The following is a 25012-nucleotide window of genomic DNA, read 5'->3' as shown; positions in this document are numbered from 1 at the left end:
TCCTTTCTCGACCCATCGACAAGCCGGATCACTTGCGCTAGAGCGGGCGCATTCCGAGATCCTCAGATGCTGTCGGTGTGGGACGCAATGTCCCCGCACCGCGATCGGCGGTTCCCGGAGCCCTGTCCGGTTTCAGTTGCGCCATGGCATCGAACGAAGCGACCAAGAAGACCGACGCGGCGCGCGGACCCAACCGCGGCCCGGCCGCCGCGGCCAACCAGCGCGCGACCCCGCCCGCGCGCCCTGCGCCCAAGCGGGTCGGTCCGGTGGAGTTCCTCGGCGAGGTTCGCGACGAGGCCCGCAAGGTCACGTGGCCGACCCGCAAGGAGACCACCATCACCACCGTCATGGTGTTCATCATGGTGGTGCTCGCGAGCCTGTTCTTCGTCGCCGTCGATCAGGTCATGCGCGTCGGCGTCGGCTTCATCCTGGGCATCGGCGCCTGAGTTTTTGATCGGTCGCCGCGGTGACGACCCCCGAGGGGGCGGCTCCGGGCGCGGCCGACGCAGATATTAAGTCCCCCGCGTCGGGCCGATGCCGGGAGGGCCTGAGGAGTTGGGAAGCCCCGTGTCGAAGCGCTGGTACATCGTCCACGCCTACTCGAACTTCGAGAACAAGGTCGCCCAGTCCATCAAGGACCAGGCGGCCCAGCGCGGGCTGACCGAACTGTTCGACGAAGTCATGGTGCCGACCGAGAAGGTCACCGAGGTGCGCCGCGGCCGCAAGGTCGAAGCGGAGCGCAAGTTCTTTCCCGGCTACGTGCTGGTGAAGTGCGACCTGACGGACGAGGTCTACCACCTCATCAAGAACACCCCGAAGGTGACCGGCTTCCTCGGTGCCGACAAGGCCAAGCCCGTGCCGATTCCGGACGCGGAGGCCGAGCGCATCAAGGGGCAGGTGCAGGAGGGCGTGGATCGCCCCAAGCACACGGTTTCCTTCGAGATCGGCGAGACGGTGCGCGTCTCCGACGGCCCCTTCGCCTCCTTCAACGGCACCGTCGAGGAAATCGACGACGCCCGCTCGCGCCTCAAGGTGGCGGTGTCGATCTTCGGTCGCGCCACCCCGGTCGAGCTGGAATACGGGCAGGTCGAGAAGGTCTGATTTTTCGCATTTCGCGATCAGTCTGCACTGACTGATCGCCGATCTTTCCGGCCGGCGGCCCTGCCACGGCCCGGAAACGGCGATGCTCTTGTGAGAGCGTCGCCACAACCCCGCGGGAGATCCGCCCGGCTTCGCCTCCGGGATCGACGGATCGCACCGCGACCTGCAACCGCCCGTCCGTCCGTGCCTCGGCAGCCCGGCGACGCGCAACATTTGGGAGCAGTCCCATGGCGAAGAAGATCACGGGCTACGTGAAGCTTCAGGTCCCGGCCGGCGCCGCCAACCCGTCGCCGCCGATCGGTCCCGCGCTCGGTCAGCGCGGCCTCAACATCATGGAATTCTGCAAGGCCTTCAACGCGAAGACCGCGCAGATGGAGAAGGGCACCCCGATCCCGGTGATCATCACCGCGTATCAGGACCGCTCCTTCACCTTCGAGATGAAGCAGCCCCCGGTCACCTTCTTCCTGAAGAAGGCGGTGGGCCTGAAGATCGGCAAGAAGCCGGCCTCCGGCTCCAAGACCCCGGGCAAGGGCCCGACCGTCGGCAAGATCACCGAAGCCCAGCTTCGCGAGATCGCCGAGAAGAAGATGCCCGACCTGAACTGCGACTCCGTCGATGCGGCGGTCGCGATGATCCGTGGCTCCGCGCGAGCCATGGGCCTCGAAATCGTCGCGTAAGGGGAGGGCGATATGGCACGCGAAGGAAAGCGCATCCGCGCCGCCCGCGAGGGTCTGGAGCCAATGAAGCTCTACGCCATCGACGAGGCGATCAAGCTCGTGAAGTCGAAGGCTTCGGCCAAGTTCGACGAGACGGTCGAGATCTCGATGAATCTCGGCGTCGATCCGCGCCACGCCGACCAGATGGTCCGCGGCGTCTGCAACCTGCCGAACGGCTCCGGCCGGACAGTCCGCGTGGCGGTCTTCGCCCGCGGCGCCAAGGCGGATGACGCCAAGGCGGCCGGTGCCGACATCGTCGGCGCCGAGGATCTCCTCGAGATCGTCCAGGGCGGCAAGATCGAGTTCGATCGCTGCATCGCGACCCCGGACCTGATGCCGCTGGTCGGCCGTCTCGGTAAGGTGCTGGGCCCGCGCGGCCTGATGCCGAACCCGAAGGTCGGCACCGTCACCATGGACGTGAAGGGCGCGGTCGCCGCCGCCAAGGGCGGCGCGGTCGAGTTCCGCGTGGAGAAGGCCGGCATCATCCACGCCGGCATCGGCAAGGTGTCCTTCGACGAGCAGAAGCTCGTCGAGAACATCAAGGCCTTCGCCGACGCGGTCGCCAAGGCCAAGCCCGCCGGCGCCAAGGGCACCTACATCCAGCGCATCGCCGTCACCTCGACGATGGGCCCGGGCGGTTACGGGCGCGCCCTCCAGGTTTCTGCCCGCCTGAGACGGGTGCCGAAACGGAGTTTTGCAAACGCGCCCGGCCGAGCGGCCGGGCGCTTTTCTTTTGTCTCGAGCCTCTCCCCGTCATGGCGAGGCGAAGCCGCCTGTACGCTGCCTTGTCCGGGGAGGTCGCGCCGCTGGATTGCTTCGCTTCCGCTCGCAATGACGGAGTGGGATCAGCAGCCCTCCGCCACACCTTCCAGCGCCAGCCGCAGGTGCCGCGGGCCCCGTAGCGAGGCGCCCGGGCGGTAGGGCGGCGGGTCTTCGATCAGGGACACGCCCTTCAACCGCCGCACGAGGCTGACCAGGGCCACCTCCGCCTCGATCCGTGCGAGCGGGGCGCCGACGCAGTAGTGCAGCCCGCCGCCGAAGCCGAGATGGCGGTTGTCGGGCCGGTCCGGGTCGAAGCGGTCGGGGTCGGGAAAGCGGAGCGGGTCGCGGTTGCCGGCCGCGAGCAGAAAGATCACCGGCGCGTCCTTCGCGATCGTGATCCCGTCCACCGGGATGTCGGCGAGCGCCAGCCGGGTGCGGTAGTGGACCGGCGGCTCGTAGCGCAGCAACTCCTCGATCAGGCGCGGCGCGAGGTCCGGCTCGGTGCGCAGGCGCTGCCAATGCTCGGGAAAGCGCAGCAGCGTCAGCATGCCGTTGGTGATCAGGTTCACCGTGGTCTCGTGGCCCGCCACCAGCAGCAGCACGGCGGTGGCGATCAGGTCGAAGTCGTTCATCCCGTCCGCGTCGTTGGCGAGGTCGGAGAGGATGTCCTCCTGGCGATCCTTGCGCTTCTCCTTGATCAGACACTGGATGTAGTCCGCGATCTCGTTGAAGCAGACCTCGTTCTTGGCCTGGGTTTCCTCGTCGCCGCGCTGGTTGGGTTCAAGCGCGGTCGCGAGCTGCGTCGCCCAGCCGTGGAACTGCGGCTCGTCCTCCGGCGGGACGCCGAGCAATTCGCAGATCACCGTGACGGGCAAGGGATAGGAGAAGTCGTCGACGAGGTCGATGCGGGTCTTGCCGCCCATCTTGTCGATCAGGTCGTCGGTGAGCTTTTGTGTCTTCGTCCGCATGCCGCGCACCCGCTCGGGCGTGAAGCAGCGCATCACTTGGCCCCGCAGGCGGTCGTGGTCGGGCGGATCGCGGAAGATGAAGGGGCGGTGGCGCTTGCGGATCTCCGCGCGCACCGGGCGCACCAGCAGGTCGGTGACCGGGTGGCCGGTCCAGCGGAATTTCTGCGGGTCGGGCAGGTCGTCCGAGCTGATCCGGGGATCGGAGATCAGCCGGGCCAGTTCGGCATGCGTGCTGACGACGTAGGTGCCGTCCTCCTGCCGCGAGACCGGGTTTTTGCGCATCTCCGCGTAGAGCGGATAGGGGTTCTCCCGGTTGGCCGGGTCGAGGATCTGTTCGAACAGCGTGCTTCCGCTCACGGGGTCACGGCTCCTGTACGCGGATGCGGGGCTGATCGACGGCCCCCTCGATCGGCGGGAAGGGCGCGCGCTCCCGGATCGCGGCCTTGTAGGCGGGCAGCCAGCGGGCGCTGTCGATCGCGGCCGCTGCGACGGTGCGGCCCGCCTTGCCGAAGGCGGCCACGAGGCGCCGCTCCTCGAACGAGCCGTGCACCACCGCCAAGGCGTCGGCGCCCTCGGTCAGGCCGACGAGCTTGATCGTCAGGCCGAATTGCTGCGACCAGAAGTCGGGCAGGTGATCGTGCCGGCGCATCGCCGAGGCGTCGCCCGCCAGCATGTTGGTCGCCGCGGTCGCGGCTTGCGCCCGGGCGTTGCCCCAGTGCTCGACCGCCACGAGGGCGCCGTCGTCGTGCGGATTCGGCCAGCGGGCGACATCCCCGGCGGCGAACACGCCCTCGGCGACGCCCCCGTCCGCTCGCAACGTCCGGCAATAGGCATCGCAGCGCAGGCCCTTGGCGTCGGCGTCGAGCCCGGAGCCGTCGAGCCATTCGACGTTGCGCAGCGTGCCGATGGCAGCCACGAGGCAATCGGCCTCGATCCGCTCGCCGTCCTTCAGGACCACCGCCGTCAGGCGCCCGGCGTCCGCCTCCATCCGCTCGATCTCGGCGCCGAGCCGCAGGTCGACCCCCTTCTCGCGGGCGACCTCGCCGATCAGGCCGCCGAGCCGCGGGCCCAGCGCCGCGGCCAGCGGCACCGCATCGCGCACCAGCAGCGTGACCGGGATGTCGAGGTCGCGGCAGGTCGAGGCCACCTCGAAGCCGATGAAGCCGCCGCCGACGAGGACGACCCGCCGCGGCTTCGCCTGAAGCCGGGCGCCGAGGCGCTGCGCATCGTCCCGCCCGCGCAGGGTGAAGACGCCCGCGAGCGCGGCTTCCTCCCGATCCGGCCAGGGCCGCGCCCGGGTGCCGGTGGCGATCAGCAGGCGATCATAGGAGAGGCGGCTGCCGTCGTCGAGTTCGACGCGGCGCGCGTCGAGATCGAGCCGGGTCGCGGGCGTGCCGAGGCGGAGGTCGGCCGCGAGGTCGGGATGGCGGGGCAGGGTGGTGTCGTCGGAGAAGAGGCCGCGCAGGACCTGCTTGGAGAGCGGCGGCCGGTCGTAGGGCGCATGCGGCTCGTCGCCGACCAGGGTCAGCGCGCCGGCAAAGCCCCGCTCACGCAGGGCCTGGGCGGCGGTGAGACCCGCCAGCGAGGCGCCGACGACGACGATGCGCTCGGGTCGGACCGTCACCGGGTTTCTCCGGCCTTCGTGTCGGCGTCGGGATAAGCCGTGATCGCCCGAACCGGGCAGGCATGGACGGCCCGCTCGATTGCGCCCCGCGCCGCCTCGTCGGGGGAGGGGTCGTAGACCAGCGCTTCCTTGCCGTGGAGGGCGAAATGGTCCGGGGCCGCGTAGATGCACTGCGCGTAGGCTTGGCAGCGGTTGAGATCCACGACGACCTTCATGGTGGGCAGTGATCCGGGTTTCCGGGAGAGGGGCGGCCCGACGGTAGGTGAGGGGCGCACCACCGTAGCTAGGGCGCGTGGAGCGCTCCACCACGGCGGCGCGTCGACACGCCCCGAGCGCTTCGAACGCGCCGGGACCGCGAGAGGATCAATTCGCTCTCATGCCAAATCCGGTTGATCCCTTCGGGATGGCGGATTTGGGCTTCACTCAGGCGCCGCGCGGGCTTGCCGATACGGCTCCCGCATGGATCAAGCGGAAACCGTATCAGGGGCCGGCGGGTTCGATGGTGCCCAGCGTGCGCCGCCCGAGCGCCCGCGCCTTGAGGCGCAGGGCCGGCTTCTCGACGGCGTACCAGGAGGCGGCCGCGACGAGCCCGGCGAGCAGGAGGGCCGGCACCAGCAGGGTGAGGGCGGAGGCCGCTGGCCAGAGCGCGTGCAGGCTCTGCTGGATCGGCCAGCCGTAGAGATAGACCCCGTAGGAGAGGTCGGCGGGCGGGTCGAGGGCAGGGCGGGCCAGTGCCGGCAGGAGGCCGAGCCAGATCGCCGCGTAGCTCTCGCCGAGGAAGAGCAGCGTCCGGGCGGGCGCGTGGCCCTGGAGGAGGAGGGCGGCCGCCACCGCGAGCAGAGGCCACGGCGTGAGGCGGACGGCATCGCGCCAGAGGTAGAGGCAGGCGCCGACGGCGAAGATCAGGGGCAGGCGCAGGGCCGTCTCGGTGCCCTTGGACATCTCGGGCCGGACCGCTTCCAGACCCGCCAGAGACAGGGCCAGGGCCGCGGTGAGCGCCGGCACCGCCCAGCGCCGCCGCAGGAGCCCGAAAAGTCCGACGGCGAGCACGCCGCCATAGCAGATCGTCTCGTATTTCAGGGTCCAGACCGTGCCGAGCGGGCTGCGGAAGGGGTTGGCCTCGAAGAGCCCGGGCAGGCTCGCGTTGCTCTTGAAGGACAGGAGCGTGCCGCGCACGAAACGCCACAGCTCGGGCGACGCGTAGTACTCGGCCAGCGGCAGCCGGGTCAGCGCCGCGCCGAGGCCGAGGCTTACCACGAGCGTCGCGGCCACCAGCCCGGGCAGGATGCGCAGGGTCCGTGCGATGGCGTAGTCGCGCCAGCCCCGCCGGTCGTAGCTCATGATCACGAGGAAGCCGGAGACGGCGAAGAAGCCGTTCACCGCGTGCTCGCCGAGCGAGAAGCCGGTGGCACGGGCCAGCGGCTCGTCCAGCGCGTTGCCGGAGACGACGCTGAAGGCGTGGCTGACCACCACCATCAGGGCGAGCGCCAGCCGCAGGCCCGAGAAGGCATTGTGCGGGCGCGCCAGCGCTTCCGCGATCGTGGGGCCGGACAGGACGCCGCTCACGGCGCCAGTCCTTCGCGGGCCAGTGCGCTCCGCCCCCGCAGGGCGGCGAACGCGCCGGCCGCAGAGCCGCCGTAGCGCTCCAGGCTCGCGCGGCGGAAGGCGAGGGCGGCCAGCGCCGCCTTCGGCGCGTTGGCGGCGAGCATCCCCGGGCTCGGATCGGGCAGGCCGTACTTCCGCGCGACGTAGGCCCGCGACCACGCCTGATGCCAGCGGGTGCGAAACACCCGGCCCGGCGCCGGGGCCGAGGAGCGCCCGCGCCCGTGCAGGGCCACCGCGCCGTGGACGTGGACCAGGGCGCGCCCCGTATCCGCCACCCGGCGGCAGAGGTCGTCGTCCTCGTAGAACAGGAAGATCTCTTCGTCGAAGCCGCCGAGGCCGAGGAAGAGCGCCCGCTCGATCATCAGGCAGGCACCGGACAGGAACGGAGCGCAGGCGTCGCCCTCGGGGAGATCACGCCGACCCTGCGGATTGGTGAGGTAGGGCGCGAGCAGCGAGCGCGGCTGGTAGAAGAAGCGCCCGTCCGGCTCGTGGATGCGCGGCGCCAGCAGCCCGGCATCGGGCCATGCCCGCGCCGCCGCGAGGAGGGCGGCGGCGGCGCCGGGCTGCAGCACGAGATCGGGGTTGAGGATGAGGACGTGCCCTGCCCCGTCGGCGGCGCGCACGCCGATGTTGTTGGCCCGCCCGTAGCCCTCGTTGCGGGGATGCGCGATCACCCGCGCGCCGTGGGCTTGCGCCACCGCGACCGAGCCGTCGCGGCTGGCATTGTCGACCACGATCGCCGGGATGGTTTCGCGCGCCAGCGCCGCGAGGCAGGCGGGCAGGGCGTCCGCGCTGTCGTGGCTGACGACGATGGCGGTGAGGGAAGTGGGATCGGGCGACATCAGGTCCCGTGCAGATTCCCTCCCCCTCTGCGGGGGAGGGTGGCCCCTGCGTCAGCAGGGGTCGGGAGAGGGGAGCGCCGCTTCCGGAAGGTGCGGAGCCAACCCCTCACCCGCCTGCTCCGCAGGCACCCTCCCCCACAGAGGGGGGAGGGTCCAAGAACTATCCCTTCTTCTCGGGCAGGTTGAGCCGGATGTGCAGTTCGCGCAGTTGCTTGGCTGTCGCCTCGGCGGGCGCGCCCATCATCAGGTCCTCGGCGCGCTGGTTCATCGGGAACAGCACGACCTCGCGGATGTTCGGCTCCTCGCACAACAGCATGACGATGCGATCGACACCCGGCGCGATGCCGCCGTGCGGCGGGGCGCCGAGGCGCAGGGCGTTCAGCATGCCGCCGAACTTCTCCTCCAGCACGTCCCGGCCATAGCCGGCGATACTGAACGCCTTCTCCATCACGTCGGGGCGATGGTTCCGGATCGCGCCCGAGGACAGCTCGATGCCGTTGCAGACGATGTCGTACTGGAACGCCTTGATCCCGAGGATTTTTTCCGAATCTCCGTCGCCGAGCGCGAGGAAGTCCTCGCGGTCGTAGTTCGGCATCGAGAACGGGTTGTGGGAGAAGTCGATCCGCTTCTCCTCCTCGTTCCACTCGTACATCGGGAAATCGACGACCCAGCAGAAGGCGAACTGGTCCGTGTCGGAGAGCTTCAGCTCGTCGCCGATGCGGATGCGCGCCTTGCCCGCGAGCCCGGCGGCCTTCGCCTCGGTGCCCGCGGCGAAGAACACCGCGTCGCCCGCCTTGGCGCCGGCCTTCTCGGCGATCCGCGCCTGGATGGCGGCGGGGATGAACTTGGCGATCGGCCCCTTGCCGGTGAGCGCCTCGCCCTCTTCCTCGAACACGATGTAGCCGAGCCCCGGCGCGCCTTCCGAGCGGGCCCAGTCGTTCAGCCGGTCGAAGAACGAGCGCGGCTGGCCCGCCGCCCCGGTGGCGGGGATGGCACGCACCACGCCGCCCGACTTGATGACGCCCTTGAACGCCTTGAACTCGACGGCGTCGTCGGCGAACTCGTCGGTCACGTCGGCGATGATCAGCGGGTTGCGCAGGTCCGGCTTGTCGACGCCGTATTTCAGCATCGCGTCGGCGTAGGTGATGCGCGGGAATTCCCCCGTCACGCGCTTGCCGCCCGCGAACTCCTCGAACACGCCGCGCAGCACCGGCTCGACCGCCTGAAACACGTCCTCCTGGGTGACGAAGCTCATCTCGATGTCGAGCTGGTAGAACTCGCCCGGGGAGCGGTCAGCGCGGGCGTCCTCGTCCCGGAAGCAGGGCGCGATCTGGAAGTAGCGGTCGAAGCCCGCGATCATCGTGAGCTGCTTGAACTGCTGCGGCGCCTGCGGCAGCGCGTAGAATTTTCCGGGGTGAACGCGGGACGGCACGAGGTAGTCGCGCGCGCCCTCGGGGCTCGACGCCGTCAGGATCGGCGTCTGGAACTCGAAGAACCCGCCCTCGCGCATGCGGCGGCGCAAGGAATCGACGATCGCGCCGCGCTTCATGATGTTGGCGTGGAGCTTCTCCCGGCGCAGATCGAGGAAGCGGTACTTGAGCCGGGTCTCCTCCGGGTATTCCTGGTCGCCGAAGACGGGCAGCGGCAGCTCGCCCGCGGGGCCGAGCACTTCGAGGTCGTCGATATAGACCTCGACCGAGCCGGTCGGCAGCTCGGCGTTCTCGGTGCCGGCGGGGCGCGTGCGCACGCGGCCGTCGATGCGGATCACCCACTCGGAGCGCGCGGTCTCGGCGGCCTTGAAGGCGGGCGAGTCGGAATCGATCACGCACTGCGTCAGGCCGTAATGGTCGCGCAGGTCGATGAAGAGCACGCCGCCATGGTCGCGGATGCGGTGGCACCAGCCGGACAGGCGGACGCTCTGCCCGACATCGGACGGGCGGAGCGCCCCGCAGGTATGGGTACGGTAACGGTGCATGGCGGGCTCTTGAGAATGAGCCGGCACCATTCACGGGAGGCGTTTCAAGTCAAGGCAAAGCCCGCCTACCGGGCCCGCCCGGGCCGTGCCCCTACTCCGCGGCGGCCAGCGTCACCTCGGGCACCGGCACGCCGATGTCGCGCAGCAACTCGGCGTCGGCATCCGCCTCGTTGTTGGCGGTGGTGAGCAGGCGCTCGCCGTAGAAGATCGAGTTGGCACCGGCGAGGAAGCACAGGATCTGCGCCTCGCGGGTCAGGCTCTTGCGGCCGGCGCTGAGGCGCACGCGGGCCCTCGGCATGACGATGCGGGCGGTGGCGCACATCCGCACGAGGTCGAGCGGATCGATCGGCGGGCGGTCCTCCAGCGGGGTGCCCTCGACGGCCACCAGCGCGTTGATCGGCACGCTCTCCGGGTGCGGGGCGTGGTTGGCGAGCACGAGCAGCATCTCGGCCCGGTCGCGCACCCGCTCGCCCATCCCGACGATGCCGCCGCAGCAGACGCCGATGCCGGCTTGGCGCACATGCTCAAGCGTCTGGAGCCGGTCGTCGTAGGTGCGGGTCGAGATGATGTCGCCGTAGAATTCCGGGCCGGTGTCGAGGTTGTGGTTGTAGGAGGTGAGCCCGGCTTCCGCGAGGCGCTGGGCTTGGACTTGCGTCAGCATGCCCAGCGTCACGCAGGCTTCCATGCCGAGGCCGCGCACGCCGCGCACCATCTCCAGCACGGCGTCGAAATCCGGGCCGTCCTTGGGCTTGCGCCACGCCGCGCCCATGCAGAAGCGGTGCGCGCCGTTGGCCTTGGCCGCAGCGGCCTCCTTCAGCACGGCCTCGACCGGCATCAGCCGCTCGCGGGGAAGGTTCGCGCCCTTGTGGTGGGCCGATTGCGGGCAGTAGGCGCAATCCTCGGGGCAGCCGCCGGTCTTGATCGACAGGAGCGCCGCGCGCTGGATGTCGGCGGGGTCGTTGTGCGCCCGGTGCACGACGCCGGCCCGATGCACGAGATCGAGCAGCGGCATGTCGTGGATCGCCTGAATCTCGGCCAGGGTCCAGTCGTGCCGGATATCGTGCCGGATGGCGGCGGGCGCCTGAGAGGCGGCGAGGGAGACCACGGTATCGCTCATGCGCTTCTTTGAGAGCGAAGGCGGGGGAAAAATCAAGCCTGGCTATTCAAACGGCACGCCGGCCCGGCGCATCCCCTCGACGAACCGGTCCTTCCCCGGGGAGGGCCGGTAGAGCCGCATGGCGCGGGCGACCCGGTAGCTCGGCTCCAGGTCCATGAATCGGACGGCGGCCGCTTGCGCCTCCTCTTGCCGGCCGAGCAGGGCGAGGCTCGCGGCGCGGACGCGGTGGGTGCTGGTCCAGCCCGGATCCTCAGCCATGGAGCGGTCGAGCCAGACCAGGGCCTCCGCGTGGGCGCCGGCCATGCACAGGGCCAACCCCAGGCCGGAATCGAAGCGGAAGGTGTTGGGGTCGAGCGGGCTCTGCCGCTTGGCCGCGTGGAAATGATCGGCCGCCAGCTCCGGCTCGCCGACGTAGCAGCGCACCCAGCCGCTGCGTTCGTAGGCGGCGGCCGCGTTGGGATTGAGGGCGAGCGAGCGGTCGAGCAGGGCCAGCGCCGTGTCGTAGTCCTGTGCCAGGAAGGCCAGGGTGTGGCCGGCCATCATCAGCACCGCCGGATCGCCCTCGTCCCGCTCCAGGGCGAGGCGGGCCAGACGGGCGCCCTCGGCGCAATCGGCGGCCGCGTCGGCGCTCCAGCCCTGGACGACGCGGTTGGTGTAGCATTGCGCCAGGAGCGCGTAGGGGAGCGGGTGCCCGGGCACGAGGCGGCGCACGGCCTCGATCGAGGCGATGCGCAGCTCCACGCTCTCGGGGCTCGGCATGGCGTGGTTGGAATAGGCCGAGAGGAACGGCCCGTAGACGCCGGCGTCGAGGGGCGGCTCCGTCCGCTCGGGCGCGGCGGCGCGCGTCAGGTCCGGCGCCATCGCCGCCACCGTCCCGGCGACGATGCGGCCGCGCAGGGCGTGGACGGCCCCCTCGTCCTCGTCGAGATCCTGCAGCCAGATCGGCCGCTCGTCCGCCGCCCGGTGCAGCCGGGCCTGGACGCGCAGCCGCGTGCCGGCGCGCGAGAGCGTGCCCGTGAGGACGTGCGCGACGCCGAGCCGCCCGGCCACCACCTCCGGGGGGACGGTGCGGCCCTTGAAGGTGAAGGCGGAGTTGCGGGCGCTGACGAACAGGCCGGGCGTGCAGGCGAGTGCGTCGGTGACGTGCTCGGACAGGCCGTCGGCCAGGGCCTGGGCGTCGAAATCGCCCTCCGGGTTCGCGAAGGGCAGCACGGCGACCGAGGGCCGGTCCGGCAGCGGCAGGGAGGAGGTCGCCATCGGGGTGGGGCTAGATCGCACCCCGCCCGCGCAGGAGCGCTTCGAAGCCGGCGATGTCTTCGAGGAAGCCGAAATGGCCGCCGGGCAGGCTGGTGCGGTCGAGCCGTTCGAAGGCCTCGCAATGGCGCGCGAAGAGGTCGGGCGTGAAGGCGTCGGCCTCGCCGAAGACCAGGGTGAGGCGGTCCGCATGCGCCGCGATGATCCCGCGCTGGTCGTAGTCGCCGAGGCTCGCCGAGACGCCGTGATAGACCGACGGCACCAGGGCGAGGTCGAGGTCGGGCAGGTCGGTGTCCCGGCCGCAATAGGCCGGCAGAAGGATCTGCATGATCGCCCGGCCGGCCTCCGCATCGGTACGGGCCATCAGGGGGGCGGCCCGCCCCATCGCCTCGGGCGGGAGCCGGCCGAACAGGGCCGCCACGGCCGCGTCGAGCCCGGCCCGGGTCGGCGGAGCCGGGTGGAGCAGCACGGCGCGGGCGATGTGGTCCGGCATCCGGTCGAGCAGGGCGAGGGCGAGCCAAGCGCCCCAGGAATGCGCGACGAGGGTCACGGGACCCCGCGCTGACCGCTCGGCGACGAAGGCGGCGGCGGACTCGATCACGCTGTCCGCCGTCACGGGCTGCGACGTGCCGGAGACAGCGCAGCCGGGCTGCTCGAAGAAGGCCCAATCGGCGGCGAAATCCGTTCGCCGAAGGGGGGCCGCGGCGTAGGTGACGGGCAATCCGGGGCCGCCGCCGAGGAAGACGACCGGGGGGTGCCGGTCCTGCTGAGAGGCGCTCATCGTCGGGGCGTGCCGTCCGTTCAGTTCGTGGGCTCGCCCGCGGCGACCTTGGCGGTCCAGTCGTCGAAGGCCACGACCCGCTGGCGCTGCTCGCCGAGACCGTCGATACGCAGCACCATCTCGTCGTCGCTCTTGAGGTAGCGCGGCGGCTTCATGCCGAGCCCCACGCCCGGCGGGGTGCCGGTGGTGATGATGTCGCCGGGCTCCAGCATCATGAAGTGCGAGACGTAGGCCACGATCTGGGCCACGTCGAAGATCATCGTCGCCGTCGAGCCCGTCTGCATGCGCCGGCCGTTCAGGTCGAGGCTCATCGAGAGGTTCTTCAGGTCCGGAATCTCGTCCAGCGTCACGAGCCAGGGACCGAGCGGGCCGAAGGTCGGGCAGCCCTTGCCCTTGGTCCAGGTGCCGCCGCGCTCCATCTGGAATTCGCGCTCGGACAGGTCGTTGCAGATGCAGATTCCCGCCACGTAGCGCAGGGCCTCGTTGGCGTGGACGTAGGAGGCGCGGGCGCCGATCACCACGGCGAGTTCCACCTCCCAGTCGGTCTTGGCCGAGCCCTTGGGCAGGATCACCGTGTCGTTGGGGCCGACGATGCAGGAGGGCGCCTTGTTGAACAGGATGGGCTCGGCGGGGATCGCCGCGCCGGTCTCGGCGGCGTGGTCGGCGTAGTTCAGGCCGATCGCCACGAAGTTGCGGGTGCCGCCGACGCAGGGGCCGAGGCGGGTGCCGGGCGGCAGCAGCGGCAGGCTCTCCGGATCGATCCGCGCGAGCCGGTCGAGCGATTCCCGCGAGAGGCCCGCGCCCGCGATGTCGCGCAGGGTCCCGGAGAGGTCGCGCAGGCCGCCCTTCGCGTCCACGAGGCCCGGTTTCTCGTCGCCGCTCGCGCCGTGCCGGATCAGCTTCATCGTCGGATCGTCCCGTCCTGCCTGTCCCGAACCACCCCGAAGGACCCGGGGAACATCGCCGCACGCCGCGCGCGGTGCAAGCAGGTCCCTCCAGGCACGGTCCTGCGAGCGTAAGCTTGGCCCCTGCACCGTGGTTCCGTGGCAAAAATTCCTCGCCGTACATATAATTCAAATTTCACGGCCAAGCCTCTGGACGGCGCCCGCGCGATCCACTTCGATGGCGGTGCGCCTCGGGTTTCCCGGGCAGCGCCTCATCAAGAAACGCTTCGGAGAGAAACATGTCTGGGGGGACCATCCGCGCGCTCAGGCTCGCGGGCGCCGTCGCGGCGGCGTCGCTGGTGTCCGCGACGGCGGCGCAGGCCGGCGCCTTCGGTCTGCGCGAGCAGAGTGCACAGGGCCTCGGCCTCGCCTTCGCCGGTTCGGCCTCGGGCGCCGCGGGCGTCTCGTCGCTCTTCTGGAACCCCGCCACCGTGACGATGCGGCCGGGCTTCGTCACCGAGCAGAACCTGAGCTTCGTCAACCTGTCGGGCGAGATCACGCCGACGGTCGGCACGGCGCCGGGCCTCCTGCCCTTCGGCTCCTCGGGCGAGATCGGCCAGGGCGCGGTGCTGCCCTCCGGCGCCACCTCCTACCAGCTCACGGACCGGCTCTGGGTCGGCCTTCAGACCGGCGCGCCCTACGGCCTCGCCACGAAGCCGCGCCAGGACTGGGCGGGTTCGCCCTACGCCCGCTCCTCGCGGATCTTCTCGCTCGCCTTCAACCCGGTGGTGGGCTTCAAGGTCAACGACTGGCTCTCCGTCGCCGCCGGCCCCAACATCGAGTATTTCCGCCTGACCCTGCGCCAGGCGGTGCCGGTGCCCGGCGTGTTCCCGGGCCTCTACCCGTCGGGCTTCATCAAGGGCGAGTCCTGGGGCGTCGGCTTCACCGCGGGCGCGACGATCACCCCCGCCGCCGGCACGGTGATCGGCATCGGCTACCGCTCCTCGGTCCATCACGACATCGAGGGCTCGATCGGCTTCCCCGACCCGCGGCAGGCCATCGCCCTGGGGCAGGTGAAGGCCAATCTCAACACGCCCGAGAAGATCAGCGTCGGCCTGACCCAGGCGATCAACCCGGTCACGCGGATCAATCTCGGCTTCGAGTGGGACAACTGGTCGAGGCTCGGCGACATCGCCATCGTCTCGAAGGCGCTCGGCGTGCCGGTCAACCACTTGCCGCTCAACTTCAAGGATTCGTTCTTCTACTCGATCGGCGCCGAGTACGACTGGTCGCCGAACCTCACCTTGCGGGCCGGCTTCGGCTACGACAACGGGCCGATCGACTTCCAGAACCGCACGGCGCGCCTGCCCGACGGCGACCGCTACCTCGTCTCGATCGGCGGCAGCTACCGTTGGAGCGATCACGTGCTCCTGACGGCGAGCTACTCGCACGTCTTCCTGGAGCGCAGCCGCCTCCTGACGGGCCCCGGACGCAACTACGACATCGGCGGTATCCCGCTCGCGGCCTACGCCGATGCCAGCGCCGACGTCGCCTCGGTCGGGTTCCGCTACCAGTGGGATGCCCCGGCCGCCGTCGCCCCGGCCCCGCTGGTGCGCAAGTACTGAGGACCCGTGGGGCGGCGACCGCGCCCCTCGGCGCGCTCGCCGCGTCTCCTCGAACATCGTGCCGGACATCGCATCCGGCACGATGTTCGAGCCTCTTGTTTCGCATCGTCTTTTTCCGAAAGCCGGCCGCCACCTTTCGGGACGATGCTCTAGGCCGCCGGGCTGACCGCCCGGTGGCGGACGGGAGCGAGGGCGGGGGAGGGCCGATCCACCCGTTCGCCGCGTGCCGACAGCTCCGCGTCGAGCTGCTCGGCCAGCGCGAAGAAGCGGCGCCGCACCGGGACGGCGTAGGGGTTCTCGCGCTCGATGGCGTGGAACACCTCCGGCGCGTCGTGGCGCACCATGCCGACCGCCTGCATCAGCATGTCGAAGCTGCGCGTGGTCATGCGTGTCGGCAGCGGCTCCATGGCCACCAGCACCTTGGCGATGAGGTGGGTCAGCCCCTGGACCGAGGCCATCGCCCGGTCATGCGCCTCGGGCGTCGTCAGGATGACATCGAGGCCGAGCCTCCGCCGCAGGAAGGCGGCGGCCCGCCGGCCCGGCCGGCCGCGGATCGGGCAGACCGCGATCTTGAGGCCGCGGATGCCCTCCCGCGCGCTCTGGGGGCCGAACAGGGGATGGGTCGCGAGGATCGCGACATGATCCGGCAGGCCCTCGCGCAGGATCTCGGCGGGCCGCAGCTTCACCGAGCCGACATCGACCACCAGCGTGCCCGGCCGCAGATGGGGTTCGAGCGCGCCGACCACCTCGGCCAGACGCGCCACCGGCGTGGCGAGGATCACGACGGGGCAGGCCGCCACCTCCGGGAGATCGGCCACGACCACGTATGGGGGCGGTCGCACCGGACGCTGCGGATCGTAGACGGTCAGGTCGGCATGGGGCGCCAAGTGTTCGGCGATCAGGCGGCCGAAGGCACCGAAGCCGACGATTCCGACCCGCGGGCGGGGGCAGGGGAGGGGCGAAGCAGACACGGTGTGACCTCGGATTCAGGTGAGGTCGGCGGTCCGTTGCGGGATGTTCCACGATCCTCCTCGAGCCGCCGACGACGCAGCGGCACAAGGCATGACAAGCACGGCGCCGCTTATGGGAGCGGCGCGCGATACGATCCGGAGAGGAGGCGGGAGCCCGTCATGACGGGCGCCTGTAGGCCGTAACCGGGCGCGCCGTCAACGGGCGGCCCGGCAGGGGCGCGGATCGGCCGTTTCGCGCAACATCCTTACGGCAACTTGAAAAAGGCCGGGTCGAGGGCCCGAATCCTCGTATCGAAAGCCAGGATCGGCGATCGCTCTTTGTGTGCTTAACTCTGTCACCGCACAAGTTGTGTGGACCGCGGGACTGGCGGAAACGCGGGCTTAAAGCGGGCTAGCCTAGAGACATGTCTGGTTTAGAGGCTCCCGCTCCTCCATGTTCAGCATCATCGCCTGTGTTGCCCGGCAGCACGACCTCGGCCTCGTCGCGATCTCGGCCGGGATCTGCCTGCTCGGCTGCTTCTCCACCGCGACCCTGATGGCCGAGGCGGCGCAGGCCGAGCGCCGTGGCTCCTTTCCGTGGCTGCCCGCGGCGGCGGTCGTGTTCGGCAGCAGCGTGTGGTCGCTCCACTTCGTCGCGATGCTGGCCTTCCATCCCGGGGCGCAGGCGGCCTACGGCCTCGTGCCCACCCTCGCCTCGATCGGCATCGCCGTCGCGGGGGCGGGGATCGCCCTTCTGATCCGTCACCGCCTCGGCCGGGACCCGCTCGGGCTCGCCGCCGCCGGCACGGTCCTGGCGGCGGGCATCGCCGGCATGCACTATACCGGCGTCGGCGCGATGGCGGCGAGCAGCCTGCTCTCCTTCGACGCGGCCTACGTCCTCACCTCGCTCGGCCTCTGCGCGATCCTCGCCGTGGTCGCGCTCGTCCGGGCCGGCGACCTGACCGGGCTGGCGCGCCGCATCGAGGTCACCCTCTGGCTGACCCTGGCGATCTGCGGCCTGCACTTCACCGGCATGACCGGCCTCACCGTCGCGCCCGCGGCGGAGCAGGAGGACGCCGTCCTTCTCGGCTCGGCTCCGCTGGGCCTGATCGTCGGGCTCGTGAGCCTCGGGGTGCTGGCCGCCGGGCTCGGGGCGCTGACGATGCAGCGGCACCTGATGCAGCGCCGCCTGGACGAGCTGGGCCGGATGCGCCTGCTCGGCAACCTCGCCTACGAGGGCCTGCTCATCCACCGGGAGGGCCGGATCCTGGAGATCAACCAGGCGGGCCTGCGTCTCCTGGAAGCCTCGGCGGAGGAGATCATCGGCCGGCCGCTGGTCGCGCTCTTCGCCGAGGCCGACCTGCCGGCCCTCCTCCGGCGCAGCCGCGGCCGCCCGGAGGATCTGGCGCCGGAGGAGTTCGAGATCCGCACGAGCGCCGGCACGCCGGTTCCGGTGGAGCTCTCCTGCCGCTCGATCGAGTATCTCGGGCGCCCCGCGACGGCGGTGGCCCTGCGCGACCTGAGCCGGAGCCGCCGGGACGAGGCGCGCATCCGCCACCTCGCCCTGCACGACGCGCTGACCGACCTGCCCAACCGCACCCTGCTGGAGGAGCGCCTGGGCCAGGCCCTGGAGGCGGCGGCGGAGAGCGGCGCGGGGCTGGCCCTCGTCTACCTCGACCTCGACCGCTTCAAGCCTGTGAACGACTTCCACGGCCACGCCGCGGGCGACGCGCTGCTGGTGCAGGCGGCCAAGCGCATGCTGGCGGAACTGCGCCCGACCGACACGCTCGCCCGGATCGGCGGCGACGAGTTCGTGATCGTGCTGACCCATGCCCGCACGCCCGAGCAGGTCGCCGAGACCGCCGAGCGGATGATCGCGGCGCTCGCCCGCCCCTTCCGGATCGAGGCGCAGAGCATCGAGATCGGCGCCTCGGCGGGCATCGCCCTCTACCCCAACGACGGCAGCACGGCCGAAAGCCTGATGCGGGCCGCCGACACCGCGCTCTACCGCGTCAAGGACGAGGGGCGCGGCACGCTGCGCTTCTTCGAGGCGGCGATGGACGAGCAGCTCCAGGCCCGGCGCCGGATCGAGCACGAGCTGAGCGGAGCCATCGGGCGCGACGAGCTGCGGCTCTACTACCAGCCCATCGTCAACGGCCGCACGGGCGAGATCGAGACCTTCGAGGCGCTGATCCGCTGGCACCATCCCGAGCGCGGCTGCGTCTCCCCGGCGGAGTTCATCCCGCTCGCCGAGCAGACCGACCAGATCGGGCGGATCGGGGCCTGGGTGCTCGACACGGCCTGCGCCGCCGCGGCCGGGTGGTCCCGGCCCCTGCGGGTCTCGGTCAACGTCTCGCCCAAGCAGTTCCGGCAGCCCGGCTTCGCGGCCGGCGTGGCGGCGACGCTGGCCCGCCACGGGCTCGAACCGGAGCGGCTGGTGCTGGAGATCACCGAGAGCGTGTTCATCCAAGATGCGGCCCTGGCGGTGGAGGTGCTCACCGCCCTGCGCATCCTCGGCGTACGCCTCGCGCTCGACGATTTCGGCACGGGCTACGCGTCCCTGAGCTACCTGCAGCAGTTCAAGTTCGACAAGCTCAAGGTCGATCAGTCCTTCGTGCGCCGGCTCGGGCAGCACGCGGATTCGCTGACGATCGTGCGCGCGATCGCCACGCTCGGGCACAATCTCGGTCTTCAGGTCACGGTCGAGGGCGTGGAGACGCCCGAGCAGCTCGCCGTCCTGCGCGAGCTGGGCTGCGACCAGATGCAGGGCTACCTGTTCGCCCGTCCCGCGCCCGTGACGGGCACCTCCGACCGGGAGCGGGCACGGCTCAGGGCGCTGTTCCACGACGAGCCGCCGGCGCGCGCCTGCGCCTGAGAGCCGGCCCCAGGGCGAGAGGCGCGGGGAGGGCGCCCCCGCCTCCCCCGCCGACGCGGCCCGATCAGGCCGCTTCCCGCTCCGGCACGAGGCGGCGGCGGGCGTTCTCCCACCAGCTGCGCTGGCGCTGCGCCTCGGCCTCCGCCGCCTTGGCGGCGTAGAAGGACGCGTTGTGCTCGCCCCGCAGGGCCTCGCGGGTGAAGCGGATCAGGTGATGGGCGACGAAGCCCATGTTGAAGACCGCCTCGATCTGCCCGCGCTTCAGGGCGTGGCCCGCCGCCCGCCAGAATGGCCGGCGATAGTCGGAGAACAGCCCCACCCGCGTGATGATGTTGAAGCCGAGGATCAGGCCGCGGCGCAGGTTGGTCTTGGTGAGCTTGCCCGCGGTCGGCGTGACGATGCGGTTGCCGTAGGTCACGTCGCACTGGTGCTTGAAGCGCTCGAACAGGTGCTCGGGCTCGTAGGCGTGACTGATCGCCCGGCGCCAGGAACTCACCACCGTGTCGTGCGGGCGCTTGAACAGCACGTTCGATTCGAGGCTGGCATCGTGGAGGAGCCGCCCCTCGCGCTCCAGCCGGTCCCAGAGCGGCGTCTTGGGCAGCGCCTGGAGCAGGTTGATCGTCAGCACCGGAATCGCGGACTTGTCGATGAAGTCGATCAGGTTCTGCTCGGACTTGTCGGAATCCGAGTCGAGGCCGAGGATGATGCCCGAGGTCACCTCCAGCCCGTAGGAGTTCAGCGTCTCGATCGCCTCGTACATCGGCACGGCGGCGTTGTGGGTCTTGTCGATGCCCTTGAGCGCGTCCGCCTCCGGCGTCTCGATGCCGACGAACACCGTCATGAAGTTGGCCTGCCGCATCAGCTCGAGGATCTCGGGCTGCTTGGCCATGTTCAGGGTCGCCTCGCAGGCGAACTGGAGCGGGAAGTTGTTCTTCTTCTGCCACTCCACGAGGTGGGGCAGCATCTCGCGGGTCGCCTTGCGGTTGCCGATGAAGTTGTCGTCGACGAAGTAGACCACCGCCGGGTGGCCCGGCTGGCTGACGATCGCGTCGAGCTCGGCGCACATCTGCTCCGGGGTCTTCAGCCGCGGCTGGCGTCCGTAGAGCTGCGGGATGTCGCAGAACTCGCAGCGATAGGGGCAGCCCGATGAGAATTGCAGCGAGCCGATCAGGTAGCGCTTGAGCGGCACCGCCTCGTAGGCCGGGGCCGGGAAGTCGGCGAGCGCCAGCCGGTCCTTGGTGTCGAGCACGACCTGGGCGGCGGGGCGCGACAGGTCGCGGTCGAGGATCTCGATGAGGCGGTCGGTGGCGTCGCCGATCTCGCCGACATGCAGGTAGTCGAAATCCGGGTACTTCTCCGGCGCGCCCGAGACGGAGGGGCCGCCGAGCACCGCGACCTTGCCGGCCGCGTGCGCCCGCCGGCCGATGTCGTGGATCTGGCCTTCTTGGATGTGCATGCCCGAGACGAACACCGCGTCGGCCCAGGCGAAGTCCTTGCCCGAGGCGGGTCGGATGTTCTCGTCGATGAAGCGGCACTCCCAGGTCTCGGGCATGTAGGCCGCGATCACCAGGAGCCCTTGGGGCGGCATGAACGCCTTCACGCCGCCCATCAGCGGGTAGGCGTGGGAGAAGGTCCCGAAGGACGGCGTGTAGGCCGGAAAGACGCACAGGATGCGCCGGCGGGACGAGATGGGAAGGGAGCATCGCATGCCCCCTTATCTAGCACAGCCCAGCCGGTTGGCGTCCCCTCTTTCCGCCCCGGCGCGCGTTCAAGACCCCGTGCGGTCCGGCGGTCGCCGGAGGGCCGCCCTGGGGCAAAAGTCCCTCCCGCGCCCCGGGACGCGTGTTGCCCCAGGGACGCAGCAACGGTGTTCGAGCGCCGCGTCGGCAGCGCCATGCGGTGAGTGCATGAAGGAAGGCTGCGACCGGCGCCGTGCGCCCCCTCCTTCCGAGGGCGCGCGACAACGCCGCGTCCCCGATCCCGGGACCCGCCTCGAAGTCCTCTCGGCGGAGCGAGGGATCGCGACCGCGCTGAGAACGACTTGGTTGATGGTAAGAGATCAAGTAAATCACAATGTTACGTCACTTTTATGACGCAAAAAGCTTGATATTTTTTGGATTAATACCTGGTTCAAATCGTTATATAAATATTGAATCCGATAATACAGCTAGTTTTACTCAACATTACTTTTAATCCTTCCAGCGGAGTGCTATCGGCCAAGCATGGCTGTGGGGTGCACCGCCGGGGTCGCTAAGCGATTGAGCCGACTAACGACTTCGCCGGGTGCCGCACGCCGTGCGGACCGGAGGGCGGGGACGGTTCGAGCGGCCATCCGGGGTTCGCGCTGCGCCTGACGATCCGCAACCGAAGACTGGGCGCGTTCCAACACAACACGGCGAGCGTGATCACGCCGGCCCGGAACGCGGCAAAGGGGGTTCGAGAGATGAGACGACGTCTTCTGACCGCGCTGCTGCTGTCGAGCGCTCTGGTGCTGCCCTGCGCTCAGGCTCAGGCCCAGACGGTCGCCGAGCTGCAGCGCCAGATCAACGAGCTCAAGGCGATGATCAAGGCCCAGGCCGAGGCGCAGGGCAGGGGCGCGCGGGGAGCCACCCTGCGGCCGGCATCGGCCCGCAACACCGATGCCGGCACCTTCCCGGCGGCCGGGCGGCCGAAGGAATCCGCGGTCGGTCAGCCGGCCGCGCCGGCCCAGGTCCCGCACCGCTTCGCCATCGACGAGCCGGAGACGTGGTACGACGCGCTGGTGCCGCCCGCGCCGCAGCTGCTCGCGGACGATCCCAGCCGCGCGGGCCGGCCCAAGACCTGGTTCGAGCGCCTGTCGCTGCGCGGCTACACGCAGCTGCGCGGCAACGAGTTCCTGTCCGGCGACGACACCGCCCCGGCGGGCCGCTCGCGCCTTCGCTCGGTCCACGACAGCGGCATCACCGACCGCAACAACTTCACCTTCCGCCGGGTGCGCCTGATCCTTCAGGGCGACATCCACGAGCGGGTCTTCATCTACATCCAGCCCGACTTCGCGGTGAACGTCTCGAACCAGGCGGGCAGCGAGTCGCGCCAGCACTACACCCAGCTGCGCGACGCCTATGCCGACGTGTTCCTCGACGACGAGCGCCGCACCCGGCTGCGCTTCGGCCAGCAGAAGGTACCCTACGGCTGGGAAAACCTGCAATCCTCGCAGAACCGCCTGACGCTCGACCGCTCCGACGCGATCAACAGCGCCGTGCCCGGCGAGCGCGACATCGGTATCTCGTTCTACTACACGCCCTGGCACGTGCAGCGCATCTGGGACCGCCTCGCCAAGGGCGGCCAGAAGCTGTTCGGCAATTACGGCGCCTTCGGCGTCGGCATCTACAACGGCCAGACCATCAACCGGGTCGAGGCCAACAACGACCTGATGACGGTGGTGATGGCGACCTGGCCGTTCGAACTCGACGGCCTCGGCGAAGCCTTCCGCGGGCAGGTGCTGGAGGTCGGCGGCTCGGCCTACCGCAACCGCTTCCGGCCCGAGGCCACCTTCGGCACCACCACGGCCCTGGGCAACGCCTTCGACGACGAGCGCGTCGGCCTGCACGCGATCCTGTACCCGCAGCCCTTCGGTCTCCAGGCGGAGTGGAACTGGGGCCGCGGCCCCGAATGGGATCCCATCGCCCGGGCCGTGCAGACCAAGCCGCTCCAGGGCGGCTACGTCCAGGCGATGTACAAGGTCGACCACTCGCCGGTCGGCCCGTTCATGCCCTACATCCGCTGGCAGACCTACGACGGCGGCTGGAAGGTGGCCACGAACGCACCGCGCCTCGACACCGACGAGCTGGAACTCGGCATCGAGTTCCAGCCGATCAAGTCGGTGGAGCTGACGCTCGCCTACGCCAACATGAAGCGCCGCGAGGCCAATAGCGGCCGCCTCGGCCGGGCCAACGGCGACCTGTTCCGCGGGCAGATCCAGATCAACTACTGAGCCGCGGGCTGGGGCTTCAGGTCCCGGCGCGCTTCGACACGAGGGCGGCGCGGCCCGCGCCCTTGCCGCCCTCGGCGTCCGGGTTGCGCAATTCGCGCATCCCGGGCAGGTGACCGTCCAGAGCGAGGACGAGCACGACCAGCGCCAGCAACACCTTCGGGGACATCGCCCTGACCAACTCTCACGCTTCGAAGCGCGGCGGTTTAGGCCCGGTTCGGAGCGGGCGGGCATGCGCCGGCGCACATGGACCGAAGGGGTGTCCGGGCGGGGGCCGGCAGGGTGAATGCGGGGTTAAGGCGGCGCGGCCCTGCGGGGCGAGGGGGCGGCCGATCCGTGCCGTGCCCGCGATCCCGCTGCGATCGTGTCTGTGATCTTGCCTGCGACGGAAAAGTCGCATGCCGGGACTTGGCAGGCGGCTTGCACGCCGCTATAGACCGCGCTCCACGAATTCACCCATTGGAAGGGATCGGCCAATCGGTCGGTTTCCGTTCGAGATGTCGCCCGGGCAACCGGGCGGCGATGGCCGGAAGGGTCTCGGGGCAGCCGCTCCGAGCGCCGTTTCCGGCTATGTCCTGTCCGAGACTGCAGGCGCTGGGCAACCGGCTTAATCGGCGACAGCCTGCACAGACGGGGAAGACCGAATTTTTTCGCACCTCGCTTCGGGGCCGCCAAGCACCGGGGGGAGGCATCGGTTTGAACCAATCTCACCCGCGAGGGGCCACATCCGGCGCTTCAAGGGGACAGGGCCGTGAGACGTCGCCCGGGCGACGGTTCCGGCTTCACGCCGAGATCCGTTCCGGGCGGCAAGTGCAACCGGCGGACCTGCCTCAGGTTCCGCCAACCGGAGAGAGCACCAGTGGACAGGACAGCAAAAGCTGATCTCGTCTCGACGCTCAACGGCGTGTTCGACTCGAGCGCCGTCGTCGTCGTGGCCCACTACAAGGGCCTCACGGTCGCCGACATGCAGAAGCTGCGCTCGCAGATGAAGCAGGCCGGCGCCACCGTGAAGGTCGCCAAGAACCGGCTCGCCAGCATCGCTCTCGATGGCACGGACGTCGCTTCCATCAAGCCCCTCCTGAAGGGCCCGACCCTGCTCGCTTATTCGAGCGATCCGGTCGCGGCCGCCAAGGTTGCGGTGGATTTCGCCAAGACGAACGACAAGCTCGTGATTCTCGGCGGCGCGATGGGAACGACTGCCCTGAACCCGGACGGCGTGAAGGCCCTCGCCTCGCTTCCGTCCCTCGACGAACTGCGCGCCAAGATCGTGGGCCTCGTCCAGGCTCCCGCGACCAAGATCGCCCAGGTCGTCAACGCGCCGGCGGCCAAGCTCGCCCGCGTGTTCGGGGCCTATGCCAAGAAGGACGAAGCGGCCTGAGCCGTTTCCCCCTTACAAACCGACCCGTTCAAACCGATATACCTGAAGGAACTGACACATGGCTGATCTCGCCAAGCTCGTCGACGATCTCTCGTCGCTGACCGTCCTCGAGGCCGCCGACCTCGCCAAGATGCTCGAAGAGAAGTGGGGCGTCTCCGCCGCCGCTGCCGTCGCCGTGGCCGCCGGCCCGGCCGCCGGTGGTGGCGCTGCCGCCGCCGCCGAGGAGCAGACTGAGTTCACGGTCGTGCTCGCCTCCGCCGGCGACAAGAAGATCGAGGTCATCAAGGAGGTCCGCGCGATCACCGGCCTCGGCCTCAAGGAAGCCAAGGACCTCGTCGAGGGCGCCCCGAAGCCCGTCAAGGAAGGCGCCAGCAAGGACGAGGCCGAGAAGCTCAAGGCCCAGCTCGAGAAGGCCGGCGCCAAGGTCGAGCTCAAGTAATCCGTCGATGGGCCGTTTCCCGGCCCATCGCATCCGGCGCAGTTCCCCGGGGCTGCGCCGGCCAGACGCCCGCGGGCTCCGGCTCGCGGGCTAACGCTGCTTCGGGCGGCCGTCGTTCCCGCGGGCGGGAATGGGCGGCGAACGGA

Annotated in this window: 21 protein-coding genes and 1 pseudogene; 9 read left to right on the top strand and 13 right to left on the bottom strand. The window is 70.2% G+C overall.

Annotated features, from left to right (window positions below; all coding sequences use genetic code 11):
• Positions 1–143: 143 nt before the first annotated feature.
• The 4 genes and pseudogenes from secE to rplA all read left to right on the top strand — a co-directional run.
• Complete coding sequence (gene secE / locus ACPCJR_RS16480) at positions 144–446, top strand: preprotein translocase subunit SecE (protein WP_110351637.1); 303 nt, start codon at positions 144–146, stop codon at positions 444–446.
• Between the two features lie 121 nt (positions 447–567).
• Positions 568–1101, top strand: coding sequence for a transcription termination/antitermination protein NusG (nusG, locus tag ACPCJR_RS16475; protein ID WP_110351636.1), 534 nt, complete (start codon positions 568–570; stop codon positions 1099–1101).
• Positions 1102–1328: 227 nt separating this feature from the next.
• Positions 1329–1778, top strand: coding sequence for a 50S ribosomal protein L11 (gene rplK, locus ACPCJR_RS16470; RefSeq protein WP_110351635.1), 450 nt, complete (start codon positions 1329–1331; stop codon positions 1776–1778).
• Between the two features lie 12 nt (positions 1779–1790).
• Positions 1791–2453: pseudogene (gene rplA, locus ACPCJR_RS16465) on the top strand (50S ribosomal protein L1); the annotation flags it as partial.
• 209 nt (positions 2454–2662) lie between these two features.
• On the opposite strand, the gene ACPCJR_RS16460 reads toward rplA, so the two are convergent.
• From ACPCJR_RS16460 to ACPCJR_RS16415, 10 genes are all read right to left on the bottom strand, one after another.
• Positions 2663–3904 (bottom strand): cytochrome P450, encoded by a 1242-nt coding sequence (locus ACPCJR_RS16460; RefSeq protein ID WP_391513533.1) that lies wholly within the window; start codon positions 3902–3904, stop codon positions 2663–2665.
• 4 nt (positions 3905–3908) lie between these two features.
• Positions 3909–5171 carry an NAD(P)/FAD-dependent oxidoreductase gene (locus ACPCJR_RS16455; RefSeq protein WP_391513535.1) on the bottom strand — a complete coding sequence of 421 codons (1263 nt, stop codon included), beginning with the start codon at positions 5169–5171 and terminating at the stop codon, positions 3909–3911.
• Positions 5168–5386: a ferredoxin gene (locus tag ACPCJR_RS16450; protein WP_391513536.1), complete on the bottom strand. Its 219-nt coding sequence runs from the start codon at positions 5384–5386 to the stop codon at positions 5168–5170. The genes ACPCJR_RS16455 and ACPCJR_RS16450 overlap by 4 nt, the downstream gene beginning before the upstream one ends.
• 265 nt (positions 5387–5651) lie before the next feature.
• On the bottom strand, positions 5652–6737 hold the full coding sequence (locus tag ACPCJR_RS16445) for an acyltransferase family protein (protein ID WP_391513537.1): 1086 nt from the start codon (positions 6735–6737) through the stop codon (positions 5652–5654).
• Complete coding sequence (locus ACPCJR_RS16440; protein ID WP_391513539.1) at positions 6734–7618, bottom strand: glycosyltransferase family 2 protein; 885 nt, start codon at positions 7616–7618, stop codon at positions 6734–6736. The genes ACPCJR_RS16445 and ACPCJR_RS16440 overlap by 4 nt, the downstream gene beginning before the upstream one ends.
• Before the next feature lie 160 nt (positions 7619–7778).
• The gene (gene aspS / locus ACPCJR_RS16435) at positions 7779–9593 is read right to left on the bottom strand and encodes an aspartate--tRNA ligase (RefSeq protein WP_391513541.1); all 1815 of its coding nucleotides are present in this window, start codon (positions 9591–9593) and stop codon (positions 7779–7781) included.
• A gap of 91 nt (positions 9594–9684) precedes the next feature.
• On the bottom strand, positions 9685–10710 hold the full coding sequence (gene bioB / locus ACPCJR_RS16430; RefSeq protein ID WP_391513543.1) for a biotin synthase BioB: 1026 nt from the start codon (positions 10708–10710) through the stop codon (positions 9685–9687).
• A 42-nt stretch (positions 10711–10752) separates the two neighbouring features.
• Positions 10753–11967, bottom strand: a complete 1215-nt coding sequence (locus ACPCJR_RS16425) for a tetratricopeptide repeat protein (protein WP_391513544.1) — start codon at positions 11965–11967, stop codon at positions 10753–10755.
• Between the two features lie 10 nt (positions 11968–11977).
• Positions 11978–12745 (bottom strand): alpha/beta fold hydrolase, encoded by a 768-nt coding sequence (locus tag ACPCJR_RS16420; protein WP_391513546.1) that lies wholly within the window; start codon positions 12743–12745, stop codon positions 11978–11980.
• Between the two features lie 20 nt (positions 12746–12765).
• Entirely contained in the window at positions 12766–13650 is an 885-nt protein-coding gene (locus ACPCJR_RS16415) for a fumarylacetoacetate hydrolase family protein (RefSeq protein ID WP_391513547.1), read from the bottom strand.
• Positions 13651–13928: 278 nt separating this feature from the next.
• Between ACPCJR_RS16415 and ACPCJR_RS16410 the strand changes: the two genes are divergently transcribed.
• Positions 13929–15254: an OmpP1/FadL family transporter gene (locus ACPCJR_RS16410; RefSeq protein ID WP_391513549.1), complete on the top strand. Its 1326-nt coding sequence runs from the start codon at positions 13929–13931 to the stop codon at positions 15252–15254.
• Between the two features lie 149 nt (positions 15255–15403).
• Here the strand turns inward: ACPCJR_RS16410 and ACPCJR_RS16405 are convergent, their stop codons facing one another.
• Entirely contained in the window at positions 15404–16225 is an 822-nt protein-coding gene (locus ACPCJR_RS16405) for a prephenate dehydrogenase/arogenate dehydrogenase family protein (protein WP_391513551.1), read from the bottom strand.
• Between the two features lie 433 nt (positions 16226–16658).
• On the opposite strand from ACPCJR_RS16405, the gene ACPCJR_RS16400 reads away from it, so the two are divergent.
• Positions 16659–19079: a bifunctional diguanylate cyclase/phosphodiesterase gene (locus ACPCJR_RS16400; RefSeq protein WP_391513552.1), complete on the top strand. Its 2421-nt coding sequence runs from the start codon at positions 16659–16661 to the stop codon at positions 19077–19079.
• Positions 19080–19143: 64 nt separating this feature from the next.
• Here ACPCJR_RS16400 and ACPCJR_RS16395 read toward each other — a convergent pair whose 3' ends face one another.
• Positions 19144–20787 carry a B12-binding domain-containing radical SAM protein gene (locus tag ACPCJR_RS16395; RefSeq protein ID WP_391513554.1) on the bottom strand — a complete coding sequence of 548 codons (1644 nt, stop codon included), beginning with the start codon at positions 20785–20787 and terminating at the stop codon, positions 19144–19146.
• Between the two features lie 735 nt (positions 20788–21522).
• On the opposite strand from ACPCJR_RS16395, the gene ACPCJR_RS16390 reads away from it, so the two are divergent.
• Positions 21523–23052: a porin gene (locus ACPCJR_RS16390; RefSeq protein ID WP_391513556.1), complete on the top strand. Its 1530-nt coding sequence runs from the start codon at positions 21523–21525 to the stop codon at positions 23050–23052.
• Positions 23053–23068: 16 nt separating this feature from the next.
• Here the strand turns inward: ACPCJR_RS16390 and ACPCJR_RS16385 are convergent, their stop codons facing one another.
• Positions 23069–23218 (bottom strand): hypothetical protein, encoded by a 150-nt coding sequence (locus ACPCJR_RS16385; RefSeq protein ID WP_391513558.1) that lies wholly within the window; start codon positions 23216–23218, stop codon positions 23069–23071.
• A 690-nt stretch (positions 23219–23908) separates the two neighbouring features.
• Here ACPCJR_RS16385 and rplJ point away from each other — a divergent pair.
• Together rplJ and rplL are read left to right on the top strand one after the other, a co-directional pair.
• A complete protein-coding gene (gene rplJ / locus ACPCJR_RS16380; RefSeq protein WP_110351618.1) occupies positions 23909–24427 on the top strand; it encodes a 50S ribosomal protein L10 in 519 nt (172 codons plus the stop codon).
• A 58-nt stretch (positions 24428–24485) separates the two neighbouring features.
• Positions 24486–24866: a 50S ribosomal protein L7/L12 gene (gene rplL / locus ACPCJR_RS16375; RefSeq protein WP_110351617.1), complete on the top strand. Its 381-nt coding sequence runs from the start codon at positions 24486–24488 to the stop codon at positions 24864–24866.
• Positions 24867–25012 lie beyond the last annotated feature (146 nt).

Origin of the sequence: Methylobacterium sp. NPDC097929, assembly GCF_049543375.1 — a bacterium.
Classification (GTDB): Bacteria; Pseudomonadota; Alphaproteobacteria; order Rhizobiales; family Beijerinckiaceae; genus Methylobacterium.
Note: the sequence above shows the minus strand (reverse complement) of the source record. Positions and strands in the feature narration are given on the sequence as shown.

Bases quoted from the DNA above. Each gene is read 5' to 3' on its own strand.
- secE (WP_110351637.1), top strand. From the start codon at position 144: ATGGCATCGAACGAAGCGACCAAGAAGACCGACGCGGCGCGCGGACCC.
- rplK (WP_110351635.1), top strand. From the start codon at position 1,329: ATGGCGAAGAAGATCACGGGCTACGTGAAGCTTCAGGTCCCGGCCGGC.
- ACPCJR_RS16450 (WP_391513536.1), bottom strand. From the start codon at position 5,386: ATGAAGGTCGTCGTGGATCTCAACCGCTGCCAAGCCTACGCGCAGTGC.
- ACPCJR_RS16440 (WP_391513539.1), bottom strand. From the start codon at position 7,618: ATGTCGCCCGATCCCACTTCCCTCACCGCCATCGTCGTCAGCCACGAC.
- aspS (WP_391513541.1), bottom strand. From the start codon at position 9,593: ATGCACCGTTACCGTACCCATACCTGCGGGGCGCTCCGCCCGTCCGAT.
- bioB (WP_391513543.1), bottom strand. From the start codon at position 10,710: ATGAGCGATACCGTGGTCTCCCTCGCCGCCTCTCAGGCGCCCGCCGCC.
- ACPCJR_RS16425 (WP_391513544.1), bottom strand. From the start codon at position 11,967: ATGGCGACCTCCTCCCTGCCGCTGCCGGACCGGCCCTCGGTCGCCGTG.
- ACPCJR_RS16420 (WP_391513546.1), bottom strand. From the start codon at position 12,745: ATGAGCGCCTCTCAGCAGGACCGGCACCCCCCGGTCGTCTTCCTCGGC.
- ACPCJR_RS16415 (WP_391513547.1), bottom strand. From the start codon at position 13,650: ATGAAGCTGATCCGGCACGGCGCGAGCGGCGACGAGAAACCGGGCCTC.
- ACPCJR_RS16410 (WP_391513549.1), top strand. From the start codon at position 13,929: ATGTCTGGGGGGACCATCCGCGCGCTCAGGCTCGCGGGCGCCGTCGCG.
- ACPCJR_RS16400 (WP_391513552.1), top strand. From the start codon at position 16,659: ATGTTCAGCATCATCGCCTGTGTTGCCCGGCAGCACGACCTCGGCCTC.
- ACPCJR_RS16395 (WP_391513554.1), bottom strand. From the start codon at position 20,787: ATGCGATGCTCCCTTCCCATCTCGTCCCGCCGGCGCATCCTGTGCGTC.
- ACPCJR_RS16390 (WP_391513556.1), top strand. From the start codon at position 21,523: ATGAGACGACGTCTTCTGACCGCGCTGCTGCTGTCGAGCGCTCTGGTG.
- ACPCJR_RS16385 (WP_391513558.1), bottom strand. From the start codon at position 23,218: ATGTCCCCGAAGGTGTTGCTGGCGCTGGTCGTGCTCGTCCTCGCTCTG.
- rplL (WP_110351617.1), top strand. From the start codon at position 24,486: ATGGCTGATCTCGCCAAGCTCGTCGACGATCTCTCGTCGCTGACCGTC.